Origin of the sequence: Thiobacillus sp. (assembly GCF_030696885.1) — a bacterium.
GTDB lineage: Bacteria > Pseudomonadota > Gammaproteobacteria > Burkholderiales > Thiobacillaceae > Thiobacillus.
Window position 1 is genome coordinate 21,118 of the sequence record NZ_JAUYRI010000027.1, and the last position, 13,670, is coordinate 34,787.

At 66.5% G+C, this 13,670-nt stretch carries 12 protein-coding genes, 1 pseudogene and 1 riboswitch; of the genes and pseudogenes, 8 read left to right on the plus strand and 5 right to left on the minus strand.

Annotation, left to right across the window (positions count from 1 at the left end; all coding sequences use genetic code 11):
• Positions 1 to 35: 35 nt before the first annotated feature.
• On the plus strand, positions 36 to 473 hold the full coding sequence (locus tag Q8R61_RS12715; protein ID WP_305537830.1) for an Rrf2 family transcriptional regulator: 438 nt from the start codon (positions 36 to 38) through the stop codon (positions 471 to 473).
• A 7-nt stretch (positions 474 to 480) separates the two neighbouring features.
• Here Q8R61_RS12715 and Q8R61_RS12720 read toward each other — a convergent pair whose 3' ends face one another.
• Positions 481 to 1,332, minus strand: coding sequence for a LysR family transcriptional regulator (locus Q8R61_RS12720; protein WP_305537832.1), 852 nt, complete (start codon positions 1,330 to 1,332; stop codon positions 481 to 483).
• Between the two features lie 102 nt (positions 1,333 to 1,434).
• Here Q8R61_RS12720 and Q8R61_RS12725 point away from each other — a divergent pair, with 102 nt between their 5' ends.
• Both Q8R61_RS12725 and Q8R61_RS12730 read left to right on the plus strand, forming a co-directional pair.
• Entirely contained in the window at positions 1,435 to 1,773 is a 339-nt protein-coding gene (locus tag Q8R61_RS12725; protein WP_305537834.1) for a TusE/DsrC/DsvC family sulfur relay protein, read from the plus strand.
• Complete coding sequence (locus Q8R61_RS12730) at positions 1,773 to 2,492, plus strand: HPP family protein (protein ID WP_305537836.1); 720 nt, start codon at positions 1,773 to 1,775, stop codon at positions 2,490 to 2,492. Before Q8R61_RS12725 ends, Q8R61_RS12730 begins: the two co-directional genes overlap by 1 nt.
• 24 nt (positions 2,493 to 2,516) lie before the next feature.
• On the opposite strand, the gene Q8R61_RS12735 is transcribed toward Q8R61_RS12730, so the two are convergent.
• The 4 genes from Q8R61_RS12735 to katG all read right to left on the minus strand — a co-directional run bounded on the left by Q8R61_RS12735 (position 2,517) and on the right by katG (position 6,697).
• Positions 2,517 to 3,449 (minus strand): ZIP family metal transporter, encoded by a 933-nt coding sequence (locus tag Q8R61_RS12735; RefSeq protein ID WP_305537837.1) that lies wholly within the window; start codon positions 3,447 to 3,449, stop codon positions 2,517 to 2,519.
• Positions 3,450 to 3,524: 75 nt separating this feature from the next.
• The gene (locus Q8R61_RS12740; RefSeq protein ID WP_305537838.1) at positions 3,525 to 4,037 is read right to left on the minus strand and encodes a GNAT family N-acetyltransferase; all 513 of its coding nucleotides are present in this window, start codon (positions 4,035 to 4,037) and stop codon (positions 3,525 to 3,527) included.
• Positions 4,038 to 4,142: 105 nt separating this feature from the next.
• Complete coding sequence (locus Q8R61_RS12745) at positions 4,143 to 4,448, minus strand: hypothetical protein (RefSeq protein WP_305537840.1); 306 nt, start codon at positions 4,446 to 4,448, stop codon at positions 4,143 to 4,145.
• A 68-nt stretch (positions 4,449 to 4,516) separates the two neighbouring features.
• The gene (katG, locus tag Q8R61_RS12750) at positions 4,517 to 6,697 is read right to left on the minus strand and encodes a catalase/peroxidase HPI (protein ID WP_305537842.1); all 2,181 of its coding nucleotides are present in this window, start codon (positions 6,695 to 6,697) and stop codon (positions 4,517 to 4,519) included.
• Positions 6,698 to 6,814: 117 nt separating this feature from the next.
• Between katG and Q8R61_RS12755 the strand changes: the two genes are divergently transcribed.
• From Q8R61_RS12755 to Q8R61_RS12775, 5 genes and pseudogenes are all read left to right on the plus strand, one after another.
• Complete coding sequence (locus Q8R61_RS12755) at positions 6,815 to 7,720, plus strand: hydrogen peroxide-inducible genes activator (protein ID WP_305537844.1); 906 nt, start codon at positions 6,815 to 6,817, stop codon at positions 7,718 to 7,720.
• Between the two features lie 137 nt (positions 7,721 to 7,857).
• A pseudogene (locus Q8R61_RS12760) lies at positions 7,858 to 8,310 on the plus strand (TolC family protein); the annotation flags it as partial.
• A 61-nt stretch (positions 8,311 to 8,371) separates the two neighbouring features.
• Complete coding sequence (locus tag Q8R61_RS12765; protein ID WP_305537846.1) at positions 8,372 to 9,217, plus strand: TolC family protein; 846 nt, start codon at positions 8,372 to 8,374, stop codon at positions 9,215 to 9,217.
• Between the two features lie 8 nt (positions 9,218 to 9,225).
• On the plus strand, positions 9,226 to 10,389 hold the full coding sequence (locus Q8R61_RS12770) for an efflux RND transporter periplasmic adaptor subunit (protein WP_305537848.1): 1,164 nt from the start codon (positions 9,226 to 9,228) through the stop codon (positions 10,387 to 10,389).
• A 19-nt stretch (positions 10,390 to 10,408) separates the two neighbouring features.
• Positions 10,409 to 13,498, plus strand: coding sequence for an efflux RND transporter permease subunit (locus Q8R61_RS12775; RefSeq protein ID WP_305537850.1), 3,090 nt, complete (start codon positions 10,409 to 10,411; stop codon positions 13,496 to 13,498).
• A 3-nt stretch (positions 13,499 to 13,501) separates the two neighbouring features.
• A riboswitch (yybP-ykoY riboswitch) is annotated at positions 13,502 to 13,670 on the plus strand.

The window sequence follows — 13,670 nt, forward strand, 5'->3', positions numbered from 1 at the left end:
TAGAATGACGCCATTCGCTTAACGGGTGTCGACACATGCGGCTTACCAAACATACGGACTACGCATTCCGGGTGCTGATTTATCTGGCGTCGATGCCGGAGGATCGGCTGTCGACCGTGCAGGAGATTGCCGAGAAATTCGACGTGTCGCGCAGCCACATCATGAAGATTGTGCACAAGCTGGCAGGAGCTGGCCTGATCCATGCAAGCCGCGGCCAGCAGGGCGGAATCCGGCTTGGGCAGCCGAAGGACGCGATCAATCTGCGCAGCGTGATCGAGCTGATGGAAGCCACGCTGGTGCCGGTCAATTGCGACGACCCGGTGTGCCTCATCCGAAAAAACTGCACGCTGAAAAACATCCTGTTCGAGGCGCAGCGGCAGTTCCTCGAGCATGTCGAGCAGTACACGCTGGCCGATCTGGCAGAGCCGGCGGTGGCGATCGTCAGTCTGCTGAACCGGCCCCGGCGGGCCTGAGCAGCGCTCAGCCGGCTTGCTCTTCGCGTGCCAGGGTGCGCAGGCCGTCGAGCGCATTCCGGAGTGTGGCGCTGTCGTTGTCGCGCGGGAACACCATCCAGGCGGGCAGCTTGAACTGCGGGCTGTCGGGCACGCGCCACAACTGCCCCGCCTCGATATAGTGCCGCACCAGGCGCCGCGGGAAATAGCCGCTGCCGCCGTAGGTCAGCAACTGCTGCACGCCCAGCCAGCCAATGTTGGCGACCAGTGTGGGTGGCGGCGCATCGGGGTAATGGTCGCTGAACTGGGCGTGGAATTCCGGCCCCCAGTCGATGTGGATGTAGCCTGCGTCGGGCCAGCCGCGCGCCAGATCGCTGGTCACCAGCAGCAGGGTCTCGTCGAACAGAGGTTCCACCACGAGGCCGGCGCGCGAAGTCGGCGTGTACATCACGCCGATGTCGACCGTGCCTTCGATCAGGCCCTGCATGATGTCGGCTTCGAAGCCGATCTCCAGCCGCAGCGACACGTCCGGCGCGGCCTCGCGCATCCACGCCACCCAGTGCGGCAGAAAGCCTTCCCACAGCGCGATGCGTCCCGACAGCGTCAGCACGTCATGGAAGCCCTGCGGCAGACCGACGTCGTGCACCGCCTGCTCGACCGTGCGCACCAGATGTTTGGCGTGGCGCAGGAAGCGCTTGCCGGCAGGCGTCAGTTCCGCGCCATTGCGACCGCGCTGGAACAGGCGTGCGCCGAGTGTGGTCTCCAGCGTGTGGATGCGTGCGCTGACAGTCGACTGCGTGACGTGCAGGCGGCTGGCGGCGGCGACGAAGTTGCCGGTGGCGGCAACGGTCAGGAAAGTGCGCGCGAGTTCAGTGTCCATGGCTGTATATCGATATTTCCGATATTAAACACCAAAATTAATCGTTGGATGGATATATAAGAATTCCCTAAACTGGCTTCAACGTATGTAAAGGAGCCAGCCATGAACCAAACATCCGATCTGACGGCCGTGATGCCCGAGCGCGATGCCGAGGGCTATCTGGTCGAGCCCGAAAACTGGAACGAGGACATCGCCCAAGTCCTCGCCCAGGAGGAGAACATCGAACTCGACGACGACCACTGGGACACGATTCACTTCATGCGCGATTATTTCGACGAGCACCAGGTCATCGCCGATGCCCGTTTCGTCATCAAGCACCTGGCCGAGCGCTACGGCCGCGACGCGCAGAAGAAGCTGTTCGAACTGTATCCCTACGGCTACGTGAAGCAGGCCTGCAAGATCGCCGGCATGCGGCGCCCACGCGCCTGGAGCACGGGCTGATGGTGCGCAAGCTCGCCTATACCGTCTCGGAGCGCGAACACTGGATCTCGGCGACCGGCGGCCTGCTCGCCATGCTCGCGGTGTGGTGGATCAGTTCGCTCATGCTCGACAGCCAGGGCGCGGTGCTGGTCGCCACGTCGATGGGCTCGACCGCGGTCATGCTGTTCGCCGCGCCGCACGGCCCGATGTCGCAGCCGTGGCCGCTGATCGGCGGGCATCTGGTCTCGGCGCTGACCGGGGTGGCTTGCGTGCAATGGCTCGGCAGCGAGCACGTGCTGACGGCGCCACTTGCCGTCGGATTGTCGATCGCAGCAATGTACAGCCTGCGTTGCCTGCATCCGCCGGGCGGCGCCACTGCGCTGGGCGCCGTGCTGGGCGGCGAGTCGGTACTGGCGTTGGGTTACGTCTACGTGCTCAGCCCCATCCTGCTGAATGCGCTGGTCATTCTGGTGGTGGCGGTGGCGTTCAATTATCCCTTTGCGTGGCGGCGCTACCCGCAATGCTGGCATCGCCGCGAAGAACCGGCGGACGAGCCCGACGAGAAGCACATGATTCCGCATAGCAGCCTCGTCTATGCCTTGAGCCAGATCGACACTTTTGTCGACGTCAGCGAAGACGACCTGCAGCGGATTTATGCGCTGGCACTGGGACAACACCATCCTGCCCCGGCCAAGGAATCCCCCTCAGGGCAGGCCAAGCCCGCCGAGGCGCTGCGCTAGCCGCGCCGCCGGGCCGGGCGAGCCTCAGCCCAGCGTGGTATCCAGCACCATCATCACCGCAAATCCCGCCATCAGGCCGAGCGTCGCCGGGGTCTGGTGGCCGTTGCGGTGGGTTTCCGGAATCACTTCGTGGCTCACTACGAAAATCATCGCGCCGGCCGCCAGGCCGAGACCGATCGGATAGGCCAGCACCAGCCCGCTCGCCAGCCCGATGCCGAGCAGTGCACCGACCGGTTCCATCAGCCCGCTCAAGGCCGCGATCCCCACCGCGCGCTGCGGGGAGAGGCCGGCGGCCTTGAGCGCCATCGCGACCGCGAGCCCTTCGGGGATGTCCTGGATGGCGATCGCGGTGGTGAGCGGCAGGCCCACGGCGAGGTCGCCCTGAGAAAACGACACGCCGATCGCCATGCCTTCCGGCAGGTTGTGCAACGCGATCGCGAATACGAACAGCCACACCCGGCTGACCCGGTCGCTGCCTGCGCCGTGGGTCCCGAGGTGTTCGTGCGCATGCGGCGTGAACTGGTCGAGGCCGAGCATCAGCAGCACGCCCAGCCCGAGGCCGGCGACCACGGTCAGCGCGCCGAGCGTGGCGCTTCCAGTAAGCGATTCACCGGCCGCCAGGCCCGGCAGGATCAGCGAGAAGGAGCTCGCGGCCAGCATCATGCCTGCGGCCAGGCCGAGCATGGTGTCCTCGGTACGACTGGACAAGTTACGCAGGAACAGCGCCGGCAGCGCGCCGAGCGCAGTGGCGACAAAGCCGGCCATGCCGCCCAGCAGTCCCAGCCGCAAGGCCGCATCGGCCTCGCCCTGGCTCACCCGCCACACGCTGGCCAGCAACAGCCAGACAACGACCGCGACCGCCAGCGCCAGTCCGGCGCTGGTATAGGGATGGGCGTGCGCCTGCGCGAGCCAGGTGGCGCGCCAGCTGAGCGGCGCTTCGTTGTGGGCGAGTTCCATGCGCGTGTGGCCTCCTTTTTTATTCCAGATGCCGAGCGTTATCGCTTCGCCGTAGGCAGCGGCAAGGCGTTCGACTCAAGCGTGCGCGGTCAGCCAGAAGCGATGCGGATAATCGCGTGCCGGGTCTTCGACCGGTAGCGCGTGCAAGCCGCGCGATTTGAAAAACGCAACGGCCGCTGCCTGCGCCTTGACCAGCACGCCATCCAGATCTTGCGCCCGTGCGGCCGCTGCTGCTGCATCAAGCAGCCGGCTGCCGACGCCGCGGCGTTGACGATCCGGATCAACATAGAGGCCATGCAGCAGCAGTCCACGCCGCCCGGCCGGCAGATCGCGCGGGTGGGCCGGCTCCCAGGCGGCGACGCCGACGGCGATGCCGCCGGCATCCTCCGCTAATACCAGATGCAGATGATCGAGATCGTGCGGCTGATAGCAGTAGCTCGGCAGCGTCAGGCGCTTCACGCGCTCGGGCAGCGGCCAAGTGGCGATGGCGCGCTCGATCACGCCGTTGAGCGCGGGCAGGTCTGCCGCGTGCGCCGGTCGCAGGCGGAAGCCGGTCGTCGGCGATTGCACGAAGACTGCAGGCCTCATTCCGGCCATTCCAGCGTCACGCCTTCGAGGCCGGCGCCGAGCAGCGCCAGCGCGGCAAGCAGGTGATCTCGTACGTTCCCGATCATGGTGGAATTCTCCTTCCGTCTACAAATACTGGATGCGGCTGCGCACGTCTTCGATGTCCGTTGCGACGTCGCGCAACGTGGCGCCGTCGTCGGCGGTGCCGACAATCACTGCGCGGCCCGATACCGGAATGATGCGGTCGATCTGGAAGCGTCCGCCGGTGCCGCGCAGGAAGCATTCCTCGTCGAAAAACAGGCGGTCGCCTGCGGTGCCGACGGCGTCGGATTCGAGCGTGTCGTAGCCGACCAGTCGGACGATGTCTGCGTGGTTGTCGAGGTCGACGGTTTCAATGCTGCGGGTGTCGGGTGTGATCAATAGCGCTTTCATGGGTCCAGCCTTAAGAAAAGTTGTTCGGTGCACGGCGCCTGCCCGGCTCTGGCAGGCGCCTGCCTCCATCAGGCGAGATCGAAGTGATCCAGATTCATTACCTTGGTCCACGCCGCCACGAAGTCGCGGACGAATTTCTCCTGCGCGTCCGAACAGCCATAGGCTTCTGCCAGTGCCCGCAGCTGGGAATTCGAGCCGAAGATCAGATCGACGCGGGTGGCCGTCCACTTCGTTTCCCCGCGCTTGCGGTCGCGCCCTTCGAACATGTCGTCGGCGTCCGAGGTAGCCTTCCACGCCGTACCCATGTCGAGCAGGTTGACGAAGAAATCATTGGTGAGCGCCCCCGGCCGCTGGGTGAGCACGCCATGCCGGGACTGTCCGACATTCGTGTCCAGCGCGCGCAGGCCGCCCACCAGCACCGTCATCTCGGGCGCGGAGAGCGTCAACAGCTGTGCGCGGTCGAGCAGCAGTTCCTCCGCTGCAACGGTGAATCGTGCCTTCTGGTAATTGCGGAAGCCATCGGCGACCGGTTCGAGTACGGCGAAGGCGTCGACGTCGGTCTGTTCCTGCGAGGCGTCCATGCGGCCCGGCGTGAACGGCACCGTCACCGAGTGCCCCGCATTGCGGGCGGCCTGCTCAACCCCGGCGCAACCCGCTAGCACGATCAGGTCGGCCATCGAGACCTGCTTGCCGCCTGCTTGCGCGCGGTTGAATTCGCCCTGAATGTCGCCGAGCGTGCCCAGCACCTTGGCCAGCTGCGCCGGCTGGTTGGCTTCCCAGTCCTTCTGTGGTGCAAGGCGAATGCGTGCGCCGTTCGCGCCGCCGCGCTTGTCTGAACCGCGGAATGTCGACGCCGAGGCCCAGGCGGTCGAGACCAGTTCCGAAACCGACAGCCCGGACGCCAATACCTTGGCCTTCAGCGTGGCGACATCCTGCTCGTCGATCAGGGGATGGTCGACGGCCGGAATCGGGTCTTGCCAGAGCAGTTCTTCCGCGGGCACTTCGGGGCCGAGGTAACGTGACTTGGGCCCCATGTCGCGGTGCGTCAGCTTGAACCAGGCGCGGGCGAAGGCGTCGGCGAATTCGTCCGGGTTCTGGTGAAAGCGGCGCGCAATCTTTTCATAGATCGGATCCATGCGCATCGCCATGTCCGCGGCGGTCATGATGATCGGCACGTTCTTCGACGCATCGTGCGCGGCCGGCGCCATATTGCTGTCGGTCGCCTGTTTCGGCGTCCATTGATGCGCGCCCGCCGGGCTCTTCGTCAATTCCCACTCGTTGCCGAACAGCATGTCGAGATAGCTCATGTCCCACTGCGTCGGCGTCGGTGTCCACGAGCCTTCCAGGCCGCTGCCGATCTGGTCGCCGCCGATTCCGCTGCCATGACGGCAGGTCCAGCCCAGGCCCTGTTCGGCGAGCCCGGCTGCCTCGGGTGCCGCGCCGACCAGCGCTGCATCGCCGGCACCGTGGCATTTGCCGAAGGTGTGACCGCCGCAGGTCAGCGCCACCGTTTCCTCGTCGTTCATCGCCATGCGCGCGAAGGTCTCGCGCACGTCGCGACCCGACGCGACCGGATCCGGGTTGCCGCCGGGGCCTTCCGGATTGACGTAGATCAGCCCCATCTGCACCGCCGCAAGCGGGTTTTCAAGCTCGCGCTCGCCGGTATAACGCGCCTTGTCGTCCAGCCACTTTTGCTCGTTGCCCCAGTAGACATCCAGTTCGGGCGCCCAGATATCTTCGCGCCCGCCGGCAAAACCGAAGGTCTTGAAGCCCATCGATTCCAGTGCGACGTTGCCGGTGAGAATGATGAGGTCGGCCCAGGAGAGCTTCCTGCCGTACTTCTGCTTGATCGGCCATAGCAGCCTGCGCGCCTTGTCGAGGTTGACGTTGTCGGGCCAGCTGTTCAGCGGCGCGAACCGCTGGTTGCCGTGCCCGGCGCCGCCGCGGCCATCGCCGGTGCGGTAGGTGCCTGCGCTATGCCACGCCATGCGGATGAAGAAAGGCCCGTAGTGGCCGTAGTCCGCCGGCCACCAGGCCTGCGAGTCGGTCATCAGGGCCGTGAGGTCCTGCTTCACGGCCGCCAGATCGAGCGTCTTGAATGCTTCGGCGTAGTCGAAGTCTTCGCCCATCGGGCTGGCCTTGGGGGAATGCTGGTGCAGAATTTCCAGCGGCAACTGGTTCGGCCACCAGTCCCGGTTCGACGTACCGCTCCCGACTTTGTGATGAAACGGACATTTGCTGTCAGACATGGCGCTTTCCCTATTTAATTCGACTCCACAGCGGAGTGACTGTATTAAAGACCCCTGCGGCAGATTTGTCACATGAATAGTCTAGAATGGATCCATTGACAAAATCGAACGGATGTCATGACCCTGCAAGAATTGAAATATCTGGTGGCGCTCGCCGACCACGGCCACTTCGGGCGCGCGGCCGAGGCCTGCTTCATCACGCAGTCTACGCTGTCGACCCAGATCAAGAAGCTGGAGGATTTTCTCGGCGTGACGCTGTTCGACCGCAGCCTCAAGCGCGTCAGCCCGACGCCGATCGGTCGCGAGATCCTGCAGGCGGCGCGCAACATCGTCGAGGAGGCCGAGCGCATCCGCGAAGTCGCCAAGCACGCGCAGGATCCGATGACACGCACGATTCATCTCGGCGTCATCCCCACGCTGGGGCCGTATTACCTGCCGCATGCGCTGACGCTGGTGCACAAGAAGCATCCCGGTCTGCGCCTGCTGTTGCGTGAGGAAATGACACCGCAGATTCTTGAGCATCTGGCTGAGGGCAAACTCGATGCCGGCCTGCTGGCACTGCCGGTCACCGACGACAGCCTGCGCGCCGAACCGCTGTTCTACGAGCCGTTTTATGCTGCGCTGCCCGCCGGGCATCCGCTCGCCAAGCGCGATGTGCTGAAGGTGTCAGACATCATGGCGGAGAAATTGCTGCTGCTCGATGAAGGGCATTGCCTGCGTGACCAGGCGCTCGATGTCTGCGGCACCGGCTCGCGCGGCCGCGAGGAGGTGCGCGCGACCAGCCTGGAAACCCTGCGTCAGATGGTGGCCATGGGTCTGGGACTGACGCTGCTGCCGGCGCTGGCGGTAGATGCCGCGCCGCGCGTCAACAAAAAGGCTGTCGAGATCCGTCCCTTCAAGGCGCCGCCGCCGGGCCGCACCATCGCGCTGGTGTGGCGTAAGCGCGCGCCGTTTCCGGAAACGTTCGAGCGCCTCGCGCAGACGCTGAAAAATGCGCTGCCCGCCGAGGTGGACGCAGTTTGAATCACCGCAGCGCCCTGACGATCGTGTCAGCCTGTCCTAGCGGAGCGGGTCGGCGGAACTTGCTTGCGCCTGCCGGGGTCGTGATGAGACGCGTTCCGAATCGGCCCCCCTTGAGCATCGTCCCGCTTTCCCTGTTGATGTGCGCCTTGCTGTGGCCGCTTGCGTCTCATGCGGCTGCGCTCGACCTGCCCGATCGCCCCGGCAGCTTCTGGCTGCAACTCGACCGGCTCCCCGAACAGCCCGGGGCGCCAGCGCTACAGACCGATACCCTGCGCTTCGACAGTCTGGCCGCGTTGACTGAGCACGCGCTGCGCGCGCGCCCGGAAACGCGCGCGGCCTGGCTCGGCATCCAGGCCGAGGCGGCGCGGCTTGATGCTGCAACGGCCGCCAACTGGCCGACACTGACCGGGCAGATCGGCTTCACGGTGAGCCGCGCGCTGTCGAGTTCCGGCGCGAGTGCCCCGACGTTGCACCGCTACGGTCCCAGCCTGGGCCTCGCCTATGTGCTGTATGACTTCGGCGCGCGCGCGGCCAGCATCGATGCACAGCGTTATCAATTGATCGCCACGCTCTTGAGCAACAACCGCAACCTGCAGGACAGGGTGGTCGAAGTCGAAACCGCGGCCTTTGCGTTGCTGGCCGCGCGCGCAGGTGGCTGCGCAGGCGGAGCAGGAGGCCTCGCTGCGCACCAGCCTCGATGCTGTCGACGTGCGACTGCGCGGCGGGCTGGCCTCGCGTGCCGATCAGTTGCGCGCGCGCGCGGCGCTGGCCGAGGCGCAACGCATTCGCCAGACTGCCGAGCGCGACCAGGCACGTGCGGAAGCAGCGCTGAAGCAGGCAGCGGGTGTCGCGCAGACGCAGACGCTGGCGCTTGACTGGAACCCCGCGCTGCCCACGCTGCTGGAAGCCGATACCCTGCTGGCCGATCTGCTGGCCGAAGCGCAGCGCCAGCGCCCCGACCTGCAGGCGCTGCAGGCGGCCGCTGCCCGAGCGCGCGCCGATGCCGATCGCGCACGCGCGGCACGCTGGCCGAGCCTGGCGTTGACCGCCAACGTGGGCCGCACCTATTTTCTGGAAGACGACCGCACCGCGTCCAACACCTACAACGCCGGCGTGAACGTGTCGGTTCCGTTGTTCGACGGCGGCCGCCTGGCGGCCGAGGCGCGCGCGGCTGCGCGCGATGCCGAACGCCTGCAGGCCGAAACCGAGACGCAGCGCAGCCTGATCGCGCGCGCCGTGACCGAGGCCTATCACGATGTGCGTCATGCACAGGCCCAACGCGCCGGCGTGGCGGTGCAATTCGACAGCGCGAGCGAGTCGGCACAGGCGGCCGAGGCGCGCTATCGCGCCGGCGTCGGCAACCTGCTCGAATGGCTGACCGCGCAGGCCGATCTGGCGCGCGCGCGCCAGGTCCAGGCGCAGGCCGACGCCGACTGGCTGGCCGCCTTTTCCCGTTTGAACCACGCGCTGGGCCGCCTGCCGACGGCAACCCCATAAGGACAACCATGAAAACCCGCATCCTGCTTGCCGTTGTCGTGCTGGCGCTCGTCGCCGGCGTCGTCTATCGCACCCAGTTCGAATCTGCCGATGGTCCGGCAGGCGGGGGCGGCGGCGCGATCGAGGTGAAGACCGTTGCAGTGGACGTGAGCGACTTTCCCCTCGTGATCGAATTGCCCGGCACGCTGGAAGCCGCCCGGCAGGTGGACATCCTGGCGCAGGTCGGCGGCAGCCTGATCAAGCAGCACGTGCAGGAAGGTGACGCGGTGCGTGCCGGGCAGGTGCTGTTCACCCTCGATGCGCGTCCCGCGCAGGCGCGTATGGCGCAAAGCCAGGCGGCGCGCGCCGGCGCGCGCGCCGAGACCGCCGAAGCGGAACAGAAGCTCGAGCGCCTGGCTCCGCTGATGCAGTCCGGCTACATCAGCCGCCAGGAATACGACGAGGCGCGGGTGGCGTTCGAGTCGGCGCGCGCGCGCGTCGGCACGACCACAGCCGAGCTCGAAGTGGCGCGCCTCGACGCGCAGTATGCGCAGATCCGCGCGCCCATCGACGGCCGCGTCGGCCGCATCAACGTGCGGGCCGGCGCGCTGGTGCAGGCCGGGGGCGAGGCGCTCACCACGATCGTCGCGCCGGGTGCGCTCGACGTGCGCGCCTGGCTGCCCGAAGTCGACTGGGCCGCGGTCGTCGCGGCGCGCGCGGCCGGCAAGATCGCAGCCGAGATCCATTCGGACGCATTGACGCAGGCTGACCGCGGCACGCCGCTGGCGCAAGGCGAACTGGTGTTCATCGATGCGCAGGTCGATCCCGCCACCGGCGCGGTACCGATCAAGGTGCGGATGCAGGACCGGCCTGTTGCGCTGCTCTCCGGGCAAGGGGTGCACTTGCGGCTGCTGCTGGGCAAGGCCTCGGGCAGCAAGGTGCTGCCCGAGGCCACGCTGCAGCACGGCCAGCAGGGCACGTATGTGTATGTCGTGCGCGACGGCGTCGCCGCGGTGCAGCCCGTGACAGTGAAGCACCGGCTCGACGGCATGCTGGCGATCGAGGGCGAACTCGCGGCCGGCGAACGGGTGCTGCTTGAAATTCCCAAGCGGCTGAAGGCCGGCGGCAAGGTGCGGCTCGAAGGCGAGCAGCCCGCCGGCAAGCAGGGCGCGGACAAGCGCGCGCAGCCATGAGCCAGCACAGGGCTGCCGCATGAATCTCTCGCGTCCCTTCATCGAGCGGCCGGTCGCCACGCTGATGCTGGTGCTGGCGATGGTCCTGTTCGGCACCATCGCCTACAAGCAACTGCCGGTGAACGACCTGCCGCAGGTCGACTTCCCCACGTTGCGCATCACTGCCTCGCTGCCCGGCGCCAACCCCGAGACCATGGCCAACACCGTGGCGATGCCGCTGGAGCGGCAGCTGGCGACGGTGCCGGGCATCGAGTCGATGAGTTCGCAATCGAGCCAGGGCACGACGTCGATCACGCTGCAGTTCGAGTTGTCGCGCGACATCGACGCTGCCGCGCAGGACGTGCAGACGGCGATCGCGCAGGCGCAGCGCAACCTGCCCGCCGGCATCGATCCCCCGCAATTACGGAAAATCAACCCGGCCGACTCGCCCATCCTGTTCCTGGCGCTGTCGTCCGACCGCCTGCCGCTGACCGAGCTCGACCACATTGCCGACTCGCGTGTGGCGCAGCGCATGTCGGGCATGAGCGGCGTCGCCCAGGTTCAGGTATTCGGCTCGCAGAAATATGCGCTGCGCCTGTACGTCGATCCGGCCAAACTTCAGCAGCGGGGCCTGAGCTTTACCGAGGTGATCACGGCGGTGCAGACCGCCAACGCCAACCTGCCCTCGGGTACGCTCGACGGCGCCACCCAAAGCTATTCGGTGAAGGCGCCGGTGGCGCTTGCCAACGCCCGGGACTTCGGCGAGATCATCGTTGCCTACCGGGATGGCGCCGCGATCCGGCTGAAGGATCTCGGCCGCGCCGAGGACAGCGTCGAGAACGACAAGGCGCGCACCTGGTACAACGGCAACCGCGCCATCGTGCTCGCGGTGCAGCGCCAGCCCGGCGCCAACACGGTCGAGGTCGCCGAACGAATCAAGGCGCTGCTGCCGCAGATCGAAGCCGACCTGCCCGACGGCGTGCGTCTGGAAACCTTCATTGACCGCGCGGTCTTCGTCAAGGACACGCTGCACGAGGTCAACATCACGCTGGTACTGGCACTGGTGCTGGTGATCCTGGTCATCTTCGCCTTCCTGCACAACGTGCGCGCCACGCTGATCGCCGCGCTGGTGCTGCCGAGCTCGCTGCTCGGCACCTTCGCCTTCATGCACCTCGCCGGCTACAGCCTCAACAACCTGTCGCTGATGGCGATCATCCTGGCGATCGGTTTCGTCGTCGATGACGCGGTGGTGGTGATCGAGAACATCGCGCGCCACATGGAAATGGGCAAGCCGCGCTACCAGGCCGCGGTCGACGGCGTGCAGGAAATCGGCTTCACCGTGGTGTCGATGACGGTCTCGCTCGCCGCCGTGTTCCTGCCGATCCTGTTCATGGGTGGCATGATCGGCCGCCTGTTCCAGGAATTCGCCGTCAGCATCGGCGTCGCCGTGCTGCTGTCCGGCGTGGTGGCGCTCACGCTTACCCCCATGCTGTGCGCGCGCGGCCTGTCGCACGAAACCCTCAACAATCCGCTGTCGCGCGGCTTCGAGCGTGCTTTCCTCGCTTTCCGCGATTTTTACGGCGACACCCTGCGCGCCAGCATGCGCCACCGCGGCGCGATGCTGCTGCTCTCGGCAGCGGTGCTGGGCGCCATGGTGTGGCTCGCTGGCGAGGTCAAGCAGGGTTTCATCCCGCGCGTAGACTCGGGGCGCATCTTCGCCAGCATCCAGTATCCGGAGGGCATTCCCTTCGAGGAACTGTCGCGCCGGCAGCAGCAGATTGCGGACATCGTGGCGAAGCATCCTGCGGTCGATGCGCTCATGTCGTCCGCCGGGCAGGGCGGCGGCGGCGTCACCGGCAGCAACATCGGCCGCCTGGTGATCCGCCTCACACCGCCCAACACGCGCATTGGCGCCGATGCGCTCATCGAGGAACTGCGTGCCGCCACGCGCGGCGTCGGCGGCGCCAACATCAGCTTTCAGAATCCCGCCTCGATCAACGTGGGGTCGCTGATTTCCAGCAGCGACTACCAGCTCACCCTGACGTCGATCGATTTCGAGGCGCTCAAGGCCACGGCGCAGGAAGCCGAAAAGCGCCTCGACCAGGTGCCGCTGCTGATTGACGTCAACAGCAACCTCGAACTGCGCAACCCGGAACTGCATGTCGCGCTCGACCCGGTGCAGGCGGCCCGATTGGGCATCACCGCGCGGCAGGTGCAGCAGGTGCTGTACGACGCGCTCGGCGACCGTCGCATCAGCGAAATCTACGGCGTCGACGACCAGTACACGGTCAGTCTCAAGATCCTGCCCGAAGCGCAGCTCGATCCCGCCATCATCGGCCAATTGCCGCTGCGCACCGCCTCGGGCGAGCTGACAAGGCTCGACGCGGTGGCGAAGGTCGAGGCCGGCGTCGGCCCGATCGCCGTGCACCGCTACGGCCAGCAGCTCGCGGTCACGCTGTCGTTCGGGCTCGCGCCCAACGTGTCGCTCGACGTCGGTCTCAATGCCGCGCTGGACGCGGTGGGCGAGGCGCTGCCGGCCGAGGTTAGCGTGGAGCTGACGGGGGCGGCGCAGAAATTTCAGGAATCGACCGTCACGCTGCCGCTATTGCTGCTGTTCACCATCGTCATCATCTACATGGTGCTGGCGGTGCTGTACGAGCACCTCGGCCATCCGCTCACCATCCTGACCGCGCTGCCGCTGGCCGGGTTTGGCGCGCTGCTGGTGCTGCTCTTGACGGGCGAGGAACTCAACATCTTTAGCTTCGTCGGCCTCATCCTGTTGGTCGGTCTGGTGAAGAAGAACGGCATCATGATGATCGACTTCGCACTGACGCGGCAGCGCGCCGGCATGAGCGCCGAGGACGCGATCGTCGAAGCGTGTCTCGTCCGCCTGCGCCCGATCATGATGACGACGCTGTCTGCGATTGTCGCCACCCTGCCGATCGCGATCGGCTTCGGTGCCGGCGGCGAGGCGCGCCGCCCGCTCGGCATCGCCGTGGTCGGTGGCCTGGTGTTCTCACAGTTCCTCACGCTCTACATCACGCCCACCTTCTACGTCAGCATGGCGCGCATGGAAGGCTGGGTGCGGCGCAAGACCGGCAAGCTGGACGAGGCACCTGCGTCCAGGTAGGATGCGGCCGTCATTGGGGAGTAGTCGCCCGCAGCAGGTTCAGCGGGGCGTGCGTCAACATACTTGGCCGTTCGGTCATGGCACACGCGGCACCCACGCTTGGCAAGACCTTTGACCTGATTGCCCCGGTTGGCCGGCGTGGCAGTCGGGTCATTGCGTGGAACCGGCCCGG